The organism is Enterococcus viikkiensis (assembly GCF_005405345.1).
In the GTDB taxonomy this organism is placed as follows: domain Bacteria; phylum Bacillota; class Bacilli; order Lactobacillales; family Enterococcaceae; genus Enterococcus_A; species Enterococcus_A viikkiensis.
The window spans coordinates 146,078-164,396 of record NZ_BJDW01000002.1; the positions used below are offsets into that span (position 1 = coordinate 146,078).

Below are 18,319 nucleotides of genomic sequence, written 5' to 3' on the forward strand. Positions count from 1 at the left end.
TAGATATTGTTTAGACTACTATTCTGTAATTCCTTCGCCCTTCATTTTAACAAAGTCTCTTATGAAAAGAAAAGAATGCGCCAGTTTTTTTCAAATTAATTGTCATTCAATGAAACGAAAAAAATAGAGACGAGAAATCGTCTCTATTTGCTGCTTCCAAAGATTCGAAGGAATGAAATGAATAGGTTGATAAAGTCTAAATATAGCTGTAAAGCCATGAAGACTGCCACACCATTACCAGCTTCACCATTAGTTCCTTGATAAATTTTGCGGATCATTTGATTGTCATAGGCAGTAATTCCTGACATCACGACTACCATTAAAATTGAAATAAAGAAGTCAACCGCTCCACTGTGAAGTAAAAAGACGTTTAACAACATCGCAATGATGATTCCAAACAAACAACTTAATGCCGCTCGACCAAGCCCTGACAGATCTCGCTTCGTAAATGAACCAATGAGGGACATCACTAAGAACGTTGCTGAGGCGGTCACAAAGGCTTGAGTCACTGTGCCAATGTCATACATCGCTAAAGTAATTGCTAGCGTTAAACCATTCAATGCGGAATATACGATAAAACCGCTAATTGCTAATGTAGGGTTTTTTTGAGCCTTCACACCAAGAAAAATCACTAACGCGATCTCAGCAATCCAGATCCCCCAAAATCCTAAGGGAAAATTATTAATAAATTTCTCCACCGGTAGCATCCATGGTCCTAATGCGAGATAGGAAATGACTGCGCTAATTCCGATTCCTAAAGCTAGAAAGGCATAAATTTTTCCATAGAAGCGGTTCAACCCACCTACACGTGTTTCTTGATTATTCATCATCTAGATCATCTCCTATTTGCGGTTGTGGCGGTCTCACCATCACTACCGCGTCTAAAATGCGCTTTTCTTCATTGTCCGTCGATTCGACAGCTTCAACAGAGATTGTCACAACATCTTTCATTTTATCGACTTTGATGACTTCAAACTCAAACGTCAATGTTTCATAATGAAATACCGGATCAATAAAATTGATCGAAAAATTCACTACATGAGAACCCGGTCCCGGTAAATGTTTAGAAATCGCACTTGTAATGATCCCCATCAACATGATTGACGGTACAAGCGGTTGCTCATACTCAGTTTCTTTCGCATAGTCGTGTTGGATGTACAAAGGATTTGCGTCATTTGTCAAACCAAGATATAAAAGAATCTGATTATCCTCGATTGATTCCGTTAACGATAACGAGTCACCTTCTTCGATTTCTTCGATCGTCTTGCCTACTTTCCGAGCCTTCATATTATACAAATTCATTCCCTCCGATATATGTTCTAATCAATATTTTAGCAGAATAGAAGGAAAACACAAGCGGGTTACTTCGGCTTAAATAGTTTCGTAAACTCTTTTTGGAAACAGCAATAAAGCTGACTGTCCCCTCTATTTTCAAAAACCATTGAAAGGTTTAGCATCAGCCTATATTTGATTGTTTTAACCTACTAAAACTTGTAAAAAAGCTGAGACAGCAATTTGTCTCAGCTTTTTAAGTCAGATTATAAAACGTTGCGGGTGGTATTGCTTAGTAAGTCTTCGTACGCCCGTTCAAATTTTTGAACATCTCCAGCACCCATAAAAACGACTACCGCATTTTCATGGTCCAATAGTGGTGACATGTTTTCTTCTTTTAGAACTTGTCCGCCTTTTTGGATCTTCGCACCAAGGTCTTCGATTTTTACTTCGCCAGCTGTTTCGCGGGCTGAAGAGAAAATATCACAAAGATAGACACGGTCGGCACGATCCAACGCTTCAGCGAATTCGTCCATCAAAGCAATCGTCCGAGTGAACGTATGAGGTTGGAACACTGCGATCAATTCTTTTTCAGGATATTTTTGACGTGCAGCATCAATCGTTGCTTTGATTTCTGCCGGATGATGGGCATAGTCATCAACAATGATCATGTCCGCAACTTTTTTCTCGGTAAAGCGACGTTTTACGCCATTGAAGGTCAACATTTCTTCTCGAACCTTATCCATGTCTAACTCTTCGAAATAAGCGACTGCAATGACAGACAACGCGTTCAAAATGTTGTGCTTACCAAATGATGGAACAGCGAAGCGGCCGATGAATTTTTCATCGTGATATACATCAAAAGCAGAACCATTCGTCGTACGAACGATGTTGCGAGCTTGAATGTCATCATTGTCAGATAAACCATAATAATAAACCGGTACATCAGCTTTCAATTTACGTAAGTATTCATCATCACCGTATGCGAAGATTCCTTTTTTCACTTGTGAAGTCAACGTTTGGAACGCTTCAAATACATCGGCAATGCTCTTGAAATAATCAGGATGATCAAAGTCAATATTTGTCATAATTGCATAATCAGGAGCATAGGCTAAAAAGTGACGTTGGTATTCGCAGGCTTCAAAGGCGAAGAATGTCGCATCTGGAACACCGTGTCCTGTACCATCTCCAATTAAATAGCTAGTAGGTGCCAAGCCGTTTAATACGTGAGCCAACAAACCAGTCGTACTCGTTTTCCCGTGAGACCCTGTTACCGCGATACTGGTGTAAGGTTGGATGAATTGTCCAATGAAGTCATGATAACGAATGATTTCAAGACCTAATTCTTTCGCACGAGCGATTTCTTCATGCGTATCAGGAAACGCATTTCCTTGAATAATCGTCATACCTTCTTTGATATTGTCTTTACTAAATGGCAGAATCGTAATGCCAGCTTTTTCTAAATCACGTTGTGTGAAAAAATATTTTTCGACGTCAGAACCTTGTACATCAAAGCCTTTTTCATGTAAAACTAAAGCCAATGAGCTCATACCGGAGCCTTTGATTCCAACAAAATGATAAAGTGTGTCTTTTTTATTCATTTTAATCCTCTTCCTTATATGTACAAAATTGTTTGCGGTTCACATTATCATATAAAACGCTGAAAATAGCAATCTTTTATTCTCTATACCGGCGTCTCACTCATTATTGTTCAATTGTAGTCAAAAATTCTAGCTTCCCTTGACAACTTCCACAAACATAGCGAGCGGTATTAATTTTGCGACGTCGTTTGATTTTTTGCTGGCAACCTTTGCATTGGTAGACGTGATACGTGGCCGCAGCCAATGGTGGCGCAAAGCGTGATCCACCCGTTTGTTTCAATAACTGCTTGAATTCCAAGTCTTTATGCTGAAACCCTCGCCCAGCCAAATGTAAATGATAATGGCACAGCTCATGCTTGATCACTTTAATCAACTCGGCTACTCCATACTTCTCATACACCAGCTGATTGAAATCTAAGTCATGGCTATTCAAATGATACCGGCCACCCGTGGTTTTTAACCGACGATTGAAGCTGGCCTTATGACAGAAAGGCTGTCGAAAAGAATCTTGCGAAATCTTTTCGACGAGCACTTGCAATTCTTGATTAGTCATTTTTTTCACTTTGGATCATCGTTAAGCTGATGCGGCCTTTTTTAGTGTCGACACCTTCGACCCAAACGGTTACCACATCACCGACAGAAACGACGTCGGTTGGATGCTTGACATAGTTCTTGCTTAGCTTGGAGATATGCACTAAGCCATCTTGTTTTACGCCAATATCAACAAAGGCACCAAAATCAATTACATTTCGAACCGTTCCTTGCAGTTCCATACCGGTCTGTAAATCCTCCATCGTCAAGACATCTTGTCGTAATAATGGAGCGGGCATTTCATCACGCATATCGCGACCAGGTTGTAATAAGGCTTGCAAAACATCTTTGATCGTCTCTTTCCCAATCGTTAATTGTTTTTGCAACTCGTCAACATTTAAGGCTCTAATTTTTTCGGTGGCTTCTGGTGAACCTAATGATTTTAAGTCAACCTCGGCTAAAGCCAAAATCTCTTTCGCACTAGCATAGCTTTCCGGATGGATCGCTGTCGTGTCTAAAATATTTTTTGCGTCCGGAATCCGTAAGAATCCAATTGCCTGTTCGTATGCTTTAGGCCCTAAGCGTGGCACTTTCTTTAATTGCGGACGTGAGGTGAAGGCGCCATTTTCGTCGCGGTAATTCAAAATATTTTGAGCCGTAGTCTTGTTCAAACCAGAAGCATACGCCAATAATTGCGGACTCGCTGTATTAACGTTGACCCCCACTTGGTTGACCGCTGTTTCGACGACGAAATCCAACTGGTCAGACAGACGTTTTTGGGAAACATCATGTTGGTATTGACCGACACCGACCGCTTTCGGATCGATCTTAACTAATTCTGACAATGGGTCTTGCAGGCGGCGAGCTATGCTGACTGCACTCCGTTCTTCAACCTGCAGATCCGGGAACTCCCCTCGAGCGATATCGCTGGCAGAATAAACCGATGCACCCGCTTCGTTAACAATCACATAAAAAACTTCTTGCTGAATTTGTTTCAATTGTTCTGCTACGAATAATTCTGATTCACGACTAGCTGTCCCATTCCCGATAGCGACCATTTCAACACCGTGCTTTTTGATTAAGGATTGGAAAGCTGGACCCGCGGCTTGCCGTTTTGCTTGTGCTGCCGGCTTGTGGGGGTAGATCACTTCGATTGCTAAGACTTTCCCTGTGGCATCTACTACCGCTAATTTACAACCTGTCCGATACGCCGGGTCAAAACCTAAGACAACTTTGCCCTTCAATGGTGGTTGCAACAATAAATTTCGCAAGTTTTCGCCAAAAATATTGATGGCTTGCTCGTCGGCTTCCTCCGTCAGCTCATTGCGAATTTCCCGTTCGATCGCAGGCCCAATAAAACGTTTATAGCTGTCCTTGTATGCTTCACGGACAAATTCTGAGGTAATCGAGCGACTGTTTTGAATCAATTGACGTTCCAAATAATCAAAGATTTTTTCTTCTTCCACAACGATCGCTACTTTTAAAACGTCTTCCTTTTCTCCCCGATTAGAAGCTAGCACTCGATGAGAAACCATCTTGTTGATTGGTTCATTGAAATCATAATACATTTCGTAGACGCCTTTTTCATCTTTCTCAGCATCTTTGACTTTGCTTTGATAAACCCCTTTATTTTTGGTAAAGGTACGAACCCACGTCCGAAAGTCAGGATTGTCGCTGATTTGCTCAGCAACGATCTCATGAGCCCCTTGCAACGCTTCTTCTGCGCTTGCGACGTTTTCATTGATAAATTCACCCGCTTTGCCATAAACATCGCCAGTTTGAGGGAAACTCATCAAATATTCGGCTAACGGTTCTAAGCCATTTTCTTTGGCGATCGTCGCTTTTGTCCGTCGTTTTTGTTTATAGGGACGATAGAGGTCTTCAACTTTTTGCATTTTTACCGCTTGTTGGATTTTTTGTGCCAACTCCGGCGTCAACTTGCCTTGCTCGTCAATTAACCGTAGAACTTCCTGCTTGCGCTTTTCTAAATTTTCTAAATAATTATAGCGTTCTTCAATTTCACGAATTTGCACCTCGTCAAGTGTCCCGGTCATCTCTTTCCGATAGCGGGCGATAAAAGGAACTGTGTTTCCTTCGCTTAAAAGGGTTAATACTACTTTAATCTGCTGCGGACGATAGCCCGTCAATTCGTTATTCAGTAGTTGAATGATTTCTTGGTTTAAATTCTCTGCCATTTCATTTCCTCATTTCATGCAAAATCTTATCTATTTTATCATATTTCGTCGAAGTTTGCTTTTTGTCCCTTGAATCACTAGGGCAAGACTCATCCCTTTCTTTTTTGTCGCAAATAGTTCGGCAACTCTGACAAAACCAGACCCATTAAGGTCAACAAAATTCCTGTAGCCGTTTTAATCGTTAATTTTTCCCCTAAAAGCAAGACTGAAGCAACAGTCGTTAACATCGGAATCGTATAAATATACACTGCTGCTCGTACAGCCCCTAAATTTTTCACCGAAAAATTCCACGTGACAAAACATAAAGCGGATGCCCCAATCCCTAAAAATAGAAGGTTGCCAAGATTAGTCACTTCCGTCAGCCGCGTAACCTTAAAATGATCCACACTCAAAAGAAAGACTGGTAACATAAACAACAAGCCGTAAAAAAAGACCCGCTGTGTGATCGAAATCGTCGAATAGCCCGATCCACTGATTCTTTTGATCAATAACGAATATGACGCCCAACAAACAGTCCCCAGCAGTGCAAAGCCGTCTCCAATCGGGTTGACATTTAATGAACCCGAAAAACTGATCAACGAAATACCAATCATGGAACAAACAAAACCTAACAAGAAAACACGCGGGATCGTTCCTTCCTTCAAAACAAACCGGCTGATCAAAGCCGTCATAAATGGACTGATGGAACCAATCACGCCGACATTCATCGCTAAGGTATACGTCAGCGCCACATTTTCTAAATAATAATATAAAAAGACCCCAAACAAACCCGCTGTCATAAAAAGAAATTCTTGCTTCCAGCCTTTGAAAGGAATGAACTTCCGTGACGCCATGGTCAAGATGAAAAAACCAATCAGAAAACGAATAAATAAAATCTCAATCGGCAAGAAATTTACCAGCAACACTTTAGTAGAAATAAATGTCAGCGCCCAAATAACTACCGTTACCCCCGCCGACAAGTGCCCTTTCACTGTTTCTGACATACGCTCCTCCTTTAATAAAATACTATGTCATCTAAGTGGGTGAGTTACAACCACCTCTGAGGAGTTACTTCACCTCACCCATCATTAGTCTAAATCCAGAAAAAAACGAGATTCAAAACGAATCTCGCCTCTTTAATAATCCACTATTAAAAATCAGGCTGCCACGGTCCTTTTAAATTAGGCAATTCATAATCAGCCACCAAGCCTGTTTGATCAAAAATAACCCCGTGAAGACTCCCACCGAAAACCGCTCCACCGTCAATACCGATCTTATTATCCGACTGCCACAAAGCTGTCGTCTGCATGTCCCCGTAAAGCATCGGAGTGATCGTATGTCCAAAGACGATTGTTTTACCAGTTTTGTTTTTTCCTTCGTGAAAAGGCTCGCGAATCCATAAAAAATCCTGCAAGGAAGTCTCATGCCAATCTTTAGTTAAATTCACTCCCGCATGCACAAACAGATACTTTCCCCATTCGCAGTAAAATGGCCGCTCTGCTAAAAAGGTCAGTAACTTTTTGTAGCGGCTACGGATCATCATAGCAATCTCAGTCGGAGAATATTCCTGCGTCGCCCCCGTATGTAATAGGCTTTCAATCGTTTCTTTTCCGCCATTATAGAGATAACTTGGAAACCAATCTTCCGGTTTCTCCATAAAATCTAAGAAGTATTCTTCATGATTTCCTCGTAAATAAACTGCATGGTATTTCTCAACAAGTTCCATCCCTAAAAGCCAGCACTCTTTACTTTGCGGTCCGCGATCATTTAAATCACCAATCAAAATCAACTGCTGTTTGGCTGGCTCAAACTTTTTCAAAATTTCTTGAAACAACTCATATTCTCCGTGAACATCACCAATCACAAATACTTGATCCATTCCCATTCGCCCCTCTCAATCGAAGACCGCTTTAGTTACCAGAGACCACAAAATAATTTCCATCTGTATCCACAAAATTGAAAATGTATTCCTCGCCAATTTGTGTCAAATCGCCAAGTTGAACACCCACCGTTTGTAATTTTTTATACAAACTAATCATATCATCACTACCAAAAATTAATGCTGGCGAAGGTTCCGTCGCTTCATCGTCATTCTTTTGAATAAATGCACGATCATAAATGACTAAATGCGTCGTACTCGTCTCACTCATTGCCACTTCCGCTACTTGCGAACCATCCAACTCTTCAAAACTTAGTTCAATGAAACCTAAGCTTTGCCAAAAAGCACTCGCCTTTTTCACATCATCCGCATATAAAATCACTTTTACTTGTTCGTTAAACAAATGATTCACTCCCAAAAATTAATCTTAAATTCTAATACACTCAATATAACAAAGTGCGCGCTTTGATGCGAATACTTAGTAAGAAAAAATTGAATTCTTCATTGAACATTTTGAACTAACTAGCTTTTACTACAGTTTTACTTATAAAGTGGGCCATTCATCCCAAACTAACCTAAACGGTGAAAAGTCGGACTAACAAAAAAAGCTTGGTCGCGCATACCAAGCTTTTGATAATTTATTATTGATTCACTTCGATTGAAGCGTCTTTATCTTCTAATATTTCTCGATCTAAGTCATGAATCCGCGAGCTGGTTACCACACCGGCGACCATGCTGCCGCTGACATTGACTGCTGTCCGAGCCATATCAATCATTGGTTCAACTGAAATTACTAATCCTACGATAGCAACCGGCAAGTTCATGGCTCCCAGTACGATCAATGATGCAAAGGTTGCACCACCACCGACTCCAGCTACACCAAATGAACTGATCGTTACAATTGCCATTAACATAATAATGAATTTCAAATCAAACACGTTGATACCAACGGTTGGTGCCACGATTGTAGCTAACATCGCTGGATAAACCCCGGCACAGCCATTTTGACCAATCGAAATACCAAAGCTTCCGGCAAAATTTGCGGTTGCTTCATCTACGCCCAATGCTTTTGTTTGTGTCTCAATATTCATCGGCAACGTTCCGGCACTTGAACGTGATGTAAAGGCAAAACTCAAAGCTGGAAAAGCCTTTTTAAAGAAATTAATTGGATTGACTCTAACACCTAGTAAAATAAGTGAGTGAACAAGTAAAACGACGATCAAAGCGCTATAAGAAGCCAAAATAAATTTCCCTAAGTTGACAATTGCTTCAAAATCACTTGTTGCTAAAACGTTGGTCATTAAGGCGAATACCCCATAAGGAGTTAAGCGCAAAACTAACGTAACGATACGCATGACGATTTTATATAAGCTTTCAATCAAGTTTGCAAAAAATTCTGCTTCCTTCGGTGCCTTGCGGCGAACTCCTAAAAAGGCGATCCCTACAAAAGCCGCGAAAATAACCACGCCGATAGTACTTGTTGGGCGTGTTCCTGCGAAGTCAGCAAAAACATTTGTTGGAATGAAAGATAAAATTTGTTGCGGAATTGAGAAGTTTTGAACCATCTCTTGACGATCAGCCAACTCTTTAATCCGAGCAGTTTCTGCTGCTCCTTTAGTGAAAGTTGCTCCGTCTAAATTGAAGAGCATCACCGCTGCGATACCGATCAAAGCAGCGATTGCCGTCGTTGCTAATAGTGTAACTAGAACGTTCACACTAATCTTACCCAGTTTCTTACTGGATTTCATCTTCGTAAAAGCACCTACGATAGAAATGAAAACTAGCGGCATAACTAACATTTGTAATAAAGAAATATAACCATTACCGACGATCCCGATCCATTCCATCGCTTGAGAAATGATTTTGCTACCATTACCTAAAAGTAATTGTAAAATTCCGCCAAAAATAATTCCGGCGCCTAATCCAGCAAACACTCGATTCGAAAATTTCACATGTCTTTTTTGCATTTGGTAGAAAGCCACAAGCAACGCAACGAATACTAAGATCACTAATACAGTGAACAGAGTTGTCATTGTATTCCTCCTTAAAATAACTTTCTATAATGACAAGTCTGTCAAAGGAAGTAAAGGTTCCCGGTGTCCATTCTTCAATGAAACACCCTAAAATATGATTGCGCAAGTCCAATATTTTAGTGACTTTTTTAGTATAACTCAGATAAAATAATCTGTCTTATAAAAAGTACTATTACAAGAAAATTTTCAAGAAAAATTCCGGCTGGAAGGATATCTAAGAAACTTAAACATCCCTCCAGTCGGAAAAAATGACTAATTAAATTGTATTAGACGAAAAATTAATTTTAACGCCGGGTTTATCTAAAGCAATCTCGGTAATCTCATAGACCATTCGCTCAATCAAATTTAAAATAGGTCGAATCATCTCATTGGCTTCCGCTTCAGTCAAATCACTCTTTTGATTGACTTTACGACCAATCACATGAATCACTTGCGACAAGACACCGCCAATAATAAATTCTTCAAACGGAAGAACAAATTCGATTCGAACGCCCATGATGCTATTTTCGGCAGGATAGGCCGGATCCGTTGCCTCCAATGGGCTAAAATTGATTAATAATTTCTGTTCGACTTTTTGATCCCTTGGAGGCAATCCATAATTAAAGGATTCTACAACCTCTTGATCCCGTTTTAATTCCATTTCGCACCTCCTATCAGTATGAAAGCTGTTCATCTAATTTTTATGTTAAAAATTAGATTGGAGCAACCATCTTTCATTTAATTATAGCTTTCACCGACATAAATTTATAGCATTTCTTTCAAATTATTTATCCGATACGTAGCGTTAATCTCTTGCTTAAAATGATCTAAATCATAAAAAACAGTGTTAGTTTTAGCATTATTTCCTGCTTCAATATCTAGCTTCCGATCACCGATCATAAAGGTCTGCTTTCTATCCAGCTGATACTTTTCAATAAAATAATTAATTGCCGAAGGATTTGGCTTACGAGGAAAAGCAGAATCACTGCCTACCACCTCAGTGATCAATGAATCTAGGCCATCTCGCTCTAACAATTTCCATGTTGCGGAAATTTGTCGGTGAGTCAAAATAAAGTGCTGACCGCCAGTCGCTTTTAACCCTGTTAACACTTCCTTTGTCTCTTTAAAAGGAAGGGATTGATCCATATTTTGCGCCTCGTATAAATGATAGGTTTCATCAAAAGTCGGTACCGGCAGCTTCCAATCGATAATCATTTGATGAATAGAGTCTTCCTTGATTTTCCGATAGACCTTCTCTTCTTCTTGCGGTAAATTAAACTCCTTGAACGTTTTCATTAATGCTTTAATCATCATCGGGTATGTATCATACAACGTCCCATCAAAATCCCAAATATAATTCATGTTGCGCCTTCCTAATTAACATAATATTTTTATAAAATTATTTTTTCTTCGATTTGTAGGTTTCGATCAAATCTGTAAACCAGCGGTGTAGCATTGGGAATATCGATCTGATCCACCTGATCAGTTGGAATATTCTCTAAAAACTGAACGAGTGCCCTCAGACTATTGCCATGTCCACACACCAAAACTGTTTTTTTCGCTAATAACTCCGGCGCCAACTGATCTTACCACAGCGGACGAACACGTTTTGAAGTCATATGCAAACTTTCGCCGGTAGGAATCAAACGCGGATCCAGCTGATCATAGCGACGATCAAAATGATTATCCTGTGTTAAAGGAGGCACCTCGTCGAAGCCGCGTCGCCATTTTTTAACTTGAACAGCCCCAAAATCACGGGCAATCAGCTCTTTATTTTTCCCTACCAATGCGCCATAATGCCGTTCATTTAAGCGCCATGTCTTATATTCCGGAACAAAGCTGGCATCCGCTTCAGCTAAAATCATTTTAGCCGTTTTGATAGAGCGCTTCAGAACGGACTCATAAGCGACGTCGATTAGTAAACCAGCTTCCTTGATTTTCTTACCTGCGTCTTTAGCTTGCTGAATCCCTCGATCCGTTAAATTAACATCCAACCAGCCTGTCCAATAATTTTCAAAATTTGCTTCACTTTCGCCGTGGCGAACCAAAATTAAGTTCATCTACTCACCTTCTCTTTGTTAGGATAACAGAAAAAGCCTAGTTTTAGAAACTAGACCTTTTTAACAAATTGCGTATGACAATTTTTACACGTCACTTTAATTTTTCCGCGACCTTTAGGTGCCCGCATTTTTTGTTTGCACTCTGGACACTTAAAATACGTATAGGGACTTTTCTTGCCTTTGAAAAAATCCTTCACTCGATTGAGCCACAGAATAAATTTTTGGTTTTCATTGCTGCGAGGGTAAATTTTCTTTGAACAGAAGCGATAAAAGATGAGTACCAATGCTACTAAAGCAATGATGTTTCCGATAGAATAAGGGATCCAATGATCAAAGATCGTAAAGACTGCCCAAACGATCAGCAATGCTTTATTGATTTGGTCCAGCCTACCATAGCGTCCCCGCATCAAATACGCGTACTTTTGATACACATTGACTAGGCGCTGCATCCAACGATTTCCCAACAAAAATGCTCCCTTCAAAATTGCTTACTTATTAAAGATTTTCGGCCCTTTGCGCATGTTTTTGCGGTCGTTCTTAGGTGTTTCCATTTTCTTCGAACGTCCGCCGCCTTGTTTATTTTTAATGATTTCTAACATTTTTTCTTTTTGATTCATTCCTTACACCGCCTTTACTAATAAGGTGACTGATTCCACATGATGGGTTTGAGGGAATAAATCAACTGGTTGAACGTTTACTGCCTGATAACCAAACGTTTCATATCTTTTCAGATCCCGCGCCAATGTCGCTGGGTTACAAGAGATATAAACAATTTTTTCTGGATTTGCAGCCACGGAAGCCTCAATGAATTTTTCATCCAAGCCTTTTCTTGGTGGATCCACAAACACAACAGAGGGTTCAATGCCTTCACGAGCCCAGCGCGGCATAATTTTTTCAGCTTTACCGACTTCATAGTTGGCATTTTCAATCCCATTGCGTTTCGCATTGGCTTTCGCATCCTCGATTGCTTGAGGAACGATTTCCACGCCGTAAACATGTTTGACTTTTTCCGCTAATGACAACCCAATCGTCCCGATTCCACAATAAGCATCTACTACAATGTCCTCTTTGTTCAAATCAGCCAAATCAATTGCAATTTGGTACAATACTTCGGTTTGCTCGGTGTTGACTTGATAAAATGACTGGGACGAAATCCGATATGTTTTTCCTAGCAATGTATCATCGATCGTCGTCTTGCCCAACAAGACTTTTTCTTCACGTCCCATAATGACATTGGTTTTTTCTGGATTGACATTTTGAATAACTGAAACGACTTCAGGCAATTCTTTTTTGATCACTTCTGCGATTTCCACACCTTTAAAGAAACGCTCGGTGCGCGTCACTAAAATCACCATCATTTCATGGCTATAATGCCCGCGGCGAATTACAATATGCCGAATGAAACCGGTATTGTCTCGTTCGTTGTAGGCCTTTACGTTAAAACGTTGCAAGATGTCTCGCACAGTGAGGATTGCTTGGTCGATCGCTGGATCTTGGATCAAATAGTTTTCGATCGGTAGCAACGTATGAGAATTTTTACGATAAAAGCCCGTCGTCAATTTGTTTTCAACTTTTTGGACTGGGATCTGTGCTTTGTTACGGTAACCAAAAGGATCTTTCATCCCTAAAGTAGTTTCAACCGGAAGGTCTGGCATCTTAGCGATTGATTTCAGCACATTTTGAATTTGTTCTTGTTTGAAACGCAGCTGATAGTCATAGGTCATATGGCTCAAAGGTGCGATTCCGCTTCTTAATAAGTCTAAGTCTTTTACTTCTTGCCGTTCAGGATTGTCATTGAAACGTTCCATAACTTTTCCATAGCCGAATTTTTTGCCGACTTTGACTGCTTTGATCGTCACCTTTTCATCTGGTAACGCATTTTCAACAAAGAGTGGGAATCCTTCGATATGTGCAACACCTAACCCTTCGTAAGACAGGTCATCGATTGTCACTGTGTAGGTTTGATTTTTTTCTATCGTCATTGTATTCTCCTTTAAGACTGATTCACCTATCATAATGAATTCAAGCAAAAAAAGCAAGGTAACATGCTATTTTTCCTCATTAAGAGTTTTGTAAGAATCTAACAGTTTTCTTTTCTCGCAAAACCTCACTCAGGCTCTATTCTTCATACAAGAATAATCAGTGAAGTCGTGACAAAAATTTTGGTTTTAATTAATACGCCGAAGCCACTAACGGAACTCCGTTTATTCGTAAAGAGAACCTGTGACAATTCTTTTGTCACAGGTTCTCCTCTTATCTATTCATCTTGATTAAGATCTTCGTCTTTAATTTTCTCAAATTCCTTAACGAATTCAATTCCCGCTTCTTTTTCCTCTGGATCAACGGTTCCTAAAATGGCGTTGTCATCGATCTCATCGGTATTCGCGTAAAACTCAATATGCTGATGCAGATTTTCAAAACGCATTGGTGCATCGCCACCATACTCGCCGTCTAAATTAATCATCATTTTTTTGTCTGTATCAATCAGACTAGCATCTAAAAAGCTGGTTTTAACATAAAGAACCTTCGAATCATTCACATGCTTACCACCATTTAAGACAAGGGTAATCAATCGAACGATTTCGAACAGGTTTGCTGTTTTAACAACGATCAATGAAAATTTTCCATCGTCTAATTTTGCATCTGGGGCAATCGTTTCGAAGCCACCGATAGAATTCGTCAGGCCTAAGAAAAACATCGAAGCATTGCCTTCGTATTCGCCGCCTTCGTAAACTAACCGCATTTTAGTCGGCTTGATTCGAGGCAACATTTCAGCGCCTTTCGCCAAATACGCTAAGTAGCCAAAAATGCTTTTTAACTCAGAAGGGACTTCGTAGGTTAACTCGGTTAAAGAACCACCAGCTGCGATATTAATAAAATAGGTGTCCGCCGCTTTACCGATATCCATTTTGACTGTCTGCTGTTTCTGGATGACTTCCGCCGCGGCTTTTACATTGCTGCGAGGAACTTTTAAGGCCCGAGCGTAGTCGTTGGTCGTGCCGGCAGGTATAATCGCCATTTTGGGACGTTTTTTTAGGCCTGCGATCCCATTGACCACTTCATTGATCGTGCCATCTCCGCCTGCGGCTACTACTAGTTCAAAACCAGCTTTCGCCGCGCGGGTCGCCTCATTTTTTGCTGAATCGGGTTCCGGAGTCGTAGCAAAAGCACTGGCTTCATAGCCTGCTTTTTCAATGGCATCCAAGATATCCGCCAAATTATTGCGCATGATCTCTTTTCCAGAAACTGGATTATAAATCAATCGTGCTCTTTCCATGATTCGCTCCTTGTTCATATTAAGGTATTCATTTTTCTCACGAAAAATCAATCTTATTTTCACACCGTATATCATTCCGCTAAATGAGCTAAAGCTCAAAGTGGAACTGACATCCTTGTTCATATTAAGGTATTCATTTTTCTTACGAAAAATCAATCATATTTTCACGCCGTATATCATTCCGCTAAATGAGCTAAAGCCCAAAGTGGAACTGACATCCTTGTTCATATTAAGCTATTTATTTTCTTGAAATAAAACTAAATTCTTTACCGTTTTGCTAATTCTTCTTGAAGTAATTTGTTTACGACACCAGGATTGGCTTTTCCTTTCGTTGCTTTCATAATTTGTCCGACTAAGAAACCAACTGCGCGATCTTTCCCGTTCTTGAAGTCTTCCACGGATTGTTCGTTGTTATCAAGCACTTCGTTGATCATTGGCAACAGTTGAGCCGGATCGGACAATTGAACTAAGCCTTTTGCTTCAACAACTTCTTTTGCGTCGCCGCCGTTTTGGATCAACTCACGGAAGACTTTTTTCGCAATTTTTGAGCTAATCGTACCATCAGCAATTAATTTGATCATGCCGGCTAAATTATTCGGCGTTAATTTTGTCTCTGCTAATTCTAATTTTTCACTATTTAAATAAGCGGATACTTCACCCATCAACCAGTTCGAAGCTTGTTTAGCATCGGCGCCTTCTTTCAATGTATCTTCAAAGAAGTCCGACATTTCACGACTTAGCGTTAAAACCATTGAATCATATTCAGGCAACCCAAGTTCATTCACGTAACGTTTGCGACGTGACGCTGGCATTTCCGGTAGTGATACCCGAACTTTTTCAATCCATTCATCATCAATCTCAAAACGTGGAATATCTGGTTCTGGGAAGTAACGATAGTCACTTGATCCTTCTTTGACACGCATTAAAATAGTTTTGTTCGTACCTTCATCATAACGGCGTGTTTCTTGTTGGATCGTCCCGCCAGAAAGTAAGACTTTCGTTTGACGTTGAACTTCAAAAACAAGACCTTTTTTCACGAAGCTAATGGAGTTCAAGTTTTTTAATTCGGTTTTCGTTCCAAATTCTTCTTGTCCGTAAGGGCGTAAAGAAATATTGGCGTCACAGCGCATGGAGCCTTCTTCCATCTTCACATCACTAACACCAGTAAATTGGATGATTGAGCGTAACGCTTCTAGATAAGCGTTCGCTTCTTCTGGTGAGCGCATATCTGCTTCAGAGACGATTTCAATCAAGGGTGTTCCTTGACGGTTCAGGTCGACATAGGAATAGCCGCCGATCCCGTGCATATTTTTTCCGGCATCTTCTTCTAAATGTACCCGTTCGATCCGAATTTTTTTCTTTTTACCGTTCACATCAATCTCGATCCAGCCATCATGCCCGATTGGCTCATCAAATTGAGAAATTTGGTAGGCTTTCGGATTATCTGGGTAGAAATAGTTTTTACGGTCGAAGTGCATATTTTTTGAGATTTCACAATTTAACGCTAGTGCTGCTTTCATCCCAAACTCGATCGCCGCTTTATTCATAACTGGTAAAACACCTGGATAACCCCAGTCGATAATGTTTGTATTCGTGTTGGCTTCTGCACCAAAGTGAGCGGGCGCTGGTGAAAAGATTTTAGAGTTTGTTTTTAATTCCACATGGACTTCAAGTCCAATGACTGTTTCTAAATTCATTATTTGTCCCCCCCTAAAATCACTGGTTTTTGTTTATGGAAATCAGTTGCTTGTTCAAATGCATAGGCTGCTTTATACATGGTTGATTCATCAAAGTGTTTTCCGATGATTTGTAAGCCGACTGGTAATCCTTCTGAAAATCCAGCTGGAACAGACATCCCTGGCAGACCGGCTAAGTTGACGGGAATCGTCAAAATATCATTCATGTACATCGTGATTGGATCATTGATATTCTCACCAATACCAAAAGCAACCGTTGGTGAGGTTGGGCCGATGATTAGATCGTAATCTGCAAATACTTTGTCAAAGTCTTGTTTGATCAACGTCCGAACTTGTCCGGCTTTCTTAAAGTAGGCATCGTAATAGCCGGCAGAAAGAGAGAATGTCCCTAACATGATCCGACGTTTAACTTCATCCCCAAAACCCTCTGTCCGTGTATTCACGTAAACATCTTCTAGATTTTGCACGTCTTCTGAGCGGAATCCATAACGAATGCCGTCAAAGCGTTGCAAGTTTGAGCTCGCTTCAGAGGAAGCAATAATATAGTAAACTTCTACCCCATATTTTGAGTGAGGCAAGCTGACTTCTTCAACCGTCGCACCTAAAGCTTTAAAGGTCTCAACTGCTTTAACAATCGCTGCTTTGACCCCTGGTTCGATTCCTTCAGCCATAAATTCTTTTGGAACCGCAATTTTCATGCCGTTAATGTCACCAGTCAACCCTGCCGCAAAGTCAGGAACTGAAACACCAGCAGAAGTGCCATCTTTGGCATCATAGCCACTGATTGCATTCAAAGCCAGTGCATTGTCCTTCACAGTCCGAGTGAATGGTCCAATTTGGTCTAATGATGAAGCGAAGGCAATCAAACCAAAACGTGACACGCGGCCATAGGTTGGTTTCAACCCAACGACTCCGTTAAAGGCAGCGGGTTGGCGGATACTACCACCGGTATCGCTCCCTAAAGAAACCGGTACTTCACCAGCGGCCACTGCTGCTGCAGAACCGCCTGAAGAACCACCGGGAACCTTTGTTTGATCCCACGCATTTTTTGTCTTCTTAAAATAAGAAGTTTCGCTAGAGCTACCCATCGCGAATTCATCCATATTCAATTTCCCAACTGGAATCAAGTCAGAGCTATAAACTTTTTCCATGACGGTCGCATCGTAGATTGGATTGAAGTTTGATAAAATTTTCGATGCGGCAGTCGTTAAGATCCCTTTAGTTACAATATTGTCTTTAATTCCGATTGGAATACCCGCTAATGGATTTTCCTCAGTAATCCCCTTCGCATCGACAGCTTTTGCTATTTCCATCGCTTTTTCTTCATTCAATGTAATAAAAGCATCGATTTCTGTTTCAGTTTCTTTGATTCGATCAAAGGTTTCGCTTGTTAGATCAGTCGCTGTGATTTCTTTGGAAACGAGCAGACTGTGTAGTTCTTCAATTGATTTATCGAATAATTTTTCCATTATGCACCAGCCTCTCCGTTGTCAATGATTGCCGGAACTTTAATGAACCCATCTTCACTTTCCGGGACGTTTTTCATTAATTCATCACGTGACCAGCCTTCTGTGGCTACGTCTTCTCGCATGACGTTAATTGTTTCTAACACGTTTGAAGTAAAGGCTACACCTTCTGTATCCACTTCCCCAAGTTGTTCCACCATATCGATTATTTTTCCTAATTGATCGGTAAAACCGGTCAATTCATCATCTGAAAAAGAAAGTTTCGCAAGTTTTGCTACGTGTTTCACTTGTTCTTCATTGATTGCCATAATATCCCTCTTTCTTTTGTCAATTTTCAATCATTTTATCAT

The 18,319-nt window shown here is 40.5% G+C and carries 18 protein-coding genes and 1 pseudogene; all 19 read right to left on the reverse strand.

Translation table 11 applies throughout. The features are described 5' to 3' along the window. Positions 1 to 143: 143 nt before the first annotated feature. The 19 genes and pseudogenes from FFM67_RS02035 to gatC all read right to left on the reverse strand — a co-directional run bounded on the left by FFM67_RS02035 (position 144) and on the right by gatC (position 18,277). Positions 144 to 827, reverse strand: a complete 684-nt coding sequence (locus FFM67_RS02035; protein ID WP_137613065.1) for a Bax inhibitor-1/YccA family protein — start codon at positions 825 to 827, stop codon at positions 144 to 146. Next, entirely contained in the window at positions 820 to 1,302 is a 483-nt protein-coding gene (locus FFM67_RS02040; RefSeq protein WP_137613010.1) for a MaoC family dehydratase, read from the reverse strand. The genes FFM67_RS02035 and FFM67_RS02040 overlap by 8 nt, the downstream gene beginning before the upstream one ends. A 236-nt stretch (positions 1,303 to 1,538) precedes the next feature. Next, on the reverse strand, positions 1,539 to 2,873 hold the full coding sequence (gene murC, locus FFM67_RS02045) for a UDP-N-acetylmuramate--L-alanine ligase (protein WP_137613011.1): 1,335 nt from the start codon (positions 2,871 to 2,873) through the stop codon (positions 1,539 to 1,541). A gap of 103 nt (positions 2,874 to 2,976) precedes the next feature. Continuing rightward, positions 2,977 to 3,426, reverse strand: a complete 450-nt coding sequence (locus FFM67_RS02050; protein ID WP_137613066.1) for a SprT family protein — start codon at positions 3,424 to 3,426, stop codon at positions 2,977 to 2,979. Further along, positions 3,419 to 5,599, reverse strand: a complete 2,181-nt coding sequence (locus FFM67_RS02055) for a Tex family protein (RefSeq protein ID WP_137613012.1) — start codon at positions 5,597 to 5,599, stop codon at positions 3,419 to 3,421. Before FFM67_RS02055 ends, FFM67_RS02050 begins: the two co-directional genes overlap by 8 nt. Before the next feature lie 89 nt (positions 5,600 to 5,688). Beyond that, positions 5,689 to 6,582 carry a DMT family transporter gene (locus FFM67_RS02060; protein ID WP_137613013.1) on the reverse strand — a complete coding sequence of 298 codons (894 nt, stop codon included), beginning with the start codon at positions 6,580 to 6,582 and terminating at the stop codon, positions 5,689 to 5,691. Between the two features lie 146 nt (positions 6,583 to 6,728). Continuing rightward, the gene (locus FFM67_RS02065) at positions 6,729 to 7,457 is read right to left on the reverse strand and encodes a metallophosphoesterase family protein (protein ID WP_137613014.1); all 729 of its coding nucleotides are present in this window, start codon (positions 7,455 to 7,457) and stop codon (positions 6,729 to 6,731) included. A gap of 31 nt (positions 7,458 to 7,488) precedes the next feature. Further along, entirely contained in the window at positions 7,489 to 7,860 is a 372-nt protein-coding gene (locus FFM67_RS02070) for a VOC family protein (RefSeq protein WP_137613015.1), read from the reverse strand. A gap of 238 nt (positions 7,861 to 8,098) precedes the next feature. After that, a complete protein-coding gene (locus FFM67_RS02075; RefSeq protein WP_137613016.1) occupies positions 8,099 to 9,490 on the reverse strand; it encodes an L-cystine transporter in 1,392 nt (463 codons plus the stop codon). 256 nt (positions 9,491 to 9,746) lie between these two features. After that, the gene (locus FFM67_RS02080) at positions 9,747 to 10,130 is read right to left on the reverse strand and encodes a DUF1149 family protein (RefSeq protein ID WP_137613017.1); all 384 of its coding nucleotides are present in this window, start codon (positions 10,128 to 10,130) and stop codon (positions 9,747 to 9,749) included. Positions 10,131 to 10,234: 104 nt separating this feature from the next. Beyond that, a complete protein-coding gene (locus tag FFM67_RS02085) occupies positions 10,235 to 10,831 on the reverse strand; it encodes an HAD-IA family hydrolase (protein ID WP_137613018.1) in 597 nt (198 codons plus the stop codon). 29 nt (positions 10,832 to 10,860) lie between these two features. Beyond that, positions 10,861 to 11,529 (reverse strand): annotated as a pseudogene (locus FFM67_RS02090) (2,3-bisphosphoglycerate-dependent phosphoglycerate mutase). 50 nt (positions 11,530 to 11,579) lie between these two features. Beyond that, complete coding sequence (locus FFM67_RS02095; RefSeq protein WP_137613067.1) at positions 11,580 to 11,978, reverse strand: hypothetical protein; 399 nt, start codon at positions 11,976 to 11,978, stop codon at positions 11,580 to 11,582. A gap of 39 nt (positions 11,979 to 12,017) precedes the next feature. Then, on the reverse strand, positions 12,018 to 12,146 hold the full coding sequence (locus FFM67_RS12495) for a hypothetical protein (protein ID WP_071862763.1): 129 nt from the start codon (positions 12,144 to 12,146) through the stop codon (positions 12,018 to 12,020). A 3-nt stretch (positions 12,147 to 12,149) separates the two neighbouring features. Further along, entirely contained in the window at positions 12,150 to 13,511 is a 1,362-nt protein-coding gene (gene rlmD / locus FFM67_RS02100) for a 23S rRNA (uracil(1939)-C(5))-methyltransferase RlmD (protein WP_174784453.1), read from the reverse strand. Between the two features lie 275 nt (positions 13,512 to 13,786). Then, positions 13,787 to 14,806 carry a diacylglycerol kinase gene (locus FFM67_RS02105; protein ID WP_137613020.1) on the reverse strand — a complete coding sequence of 340 codons (1,020 nt, stop codon included), beginning with the start codon at positions 14,804 to 14,806 and terminating at the stop codon, positions 13,787 to 13,789. 266 nt (positions 14,807 to 15,072) lie between these two features. Next, positions 15,073 to 16,503, reverse strand: coding sequence for an Asp-tRNA(Asn)/Glu-tRNA(Gln) amidotransferase subunit GatB (gene gatB, locus FFM67_RS02110; RefSeq protein ID WP_137613021.1), 1,431 nt, complete (start codon positions 16,501 to 16,503; stop codon positions 15,073 to 15,075). Beyond that, the gene (gene gatA / locus FFM67_RS02115) at positions 16,503 to 17,972 is read right to left on the reverse strand and encodes an Asp-tRNA(Asn)/Glu-tRNA(Gln) amidotransferase subunit GatA (RefSeq protein ID WP_137613022.1); all 1,470 of its coding nucleotides are present in this window, start codon (positions 17,970 to 17,972) and stop codon (positions 16,503 to 16,505) included. Before gatA ends, gatB begins: the two co-directional genes overlap by 1 nt. Beyond that, positions 17,972 to 18,277 (reverse strand): Asp-tRNA(Asn)/Glu-tRNA(Gln) amidotransferase subunit GatC, encoded by a 306-nt coding sequence (gene gatC / locus FFM67_RS02120; protein WP_137613023.1) that lies wholly within the window; start codon positions 18,275 to 18,277, stop codon positions 17,972 to 17,974. Before gatC ends, gatA begins: the two co-directional genes overlap by 1 nt. Between the last annotated feature and the right edge of the window lie 42 nt (positions 18,278 to 18,319).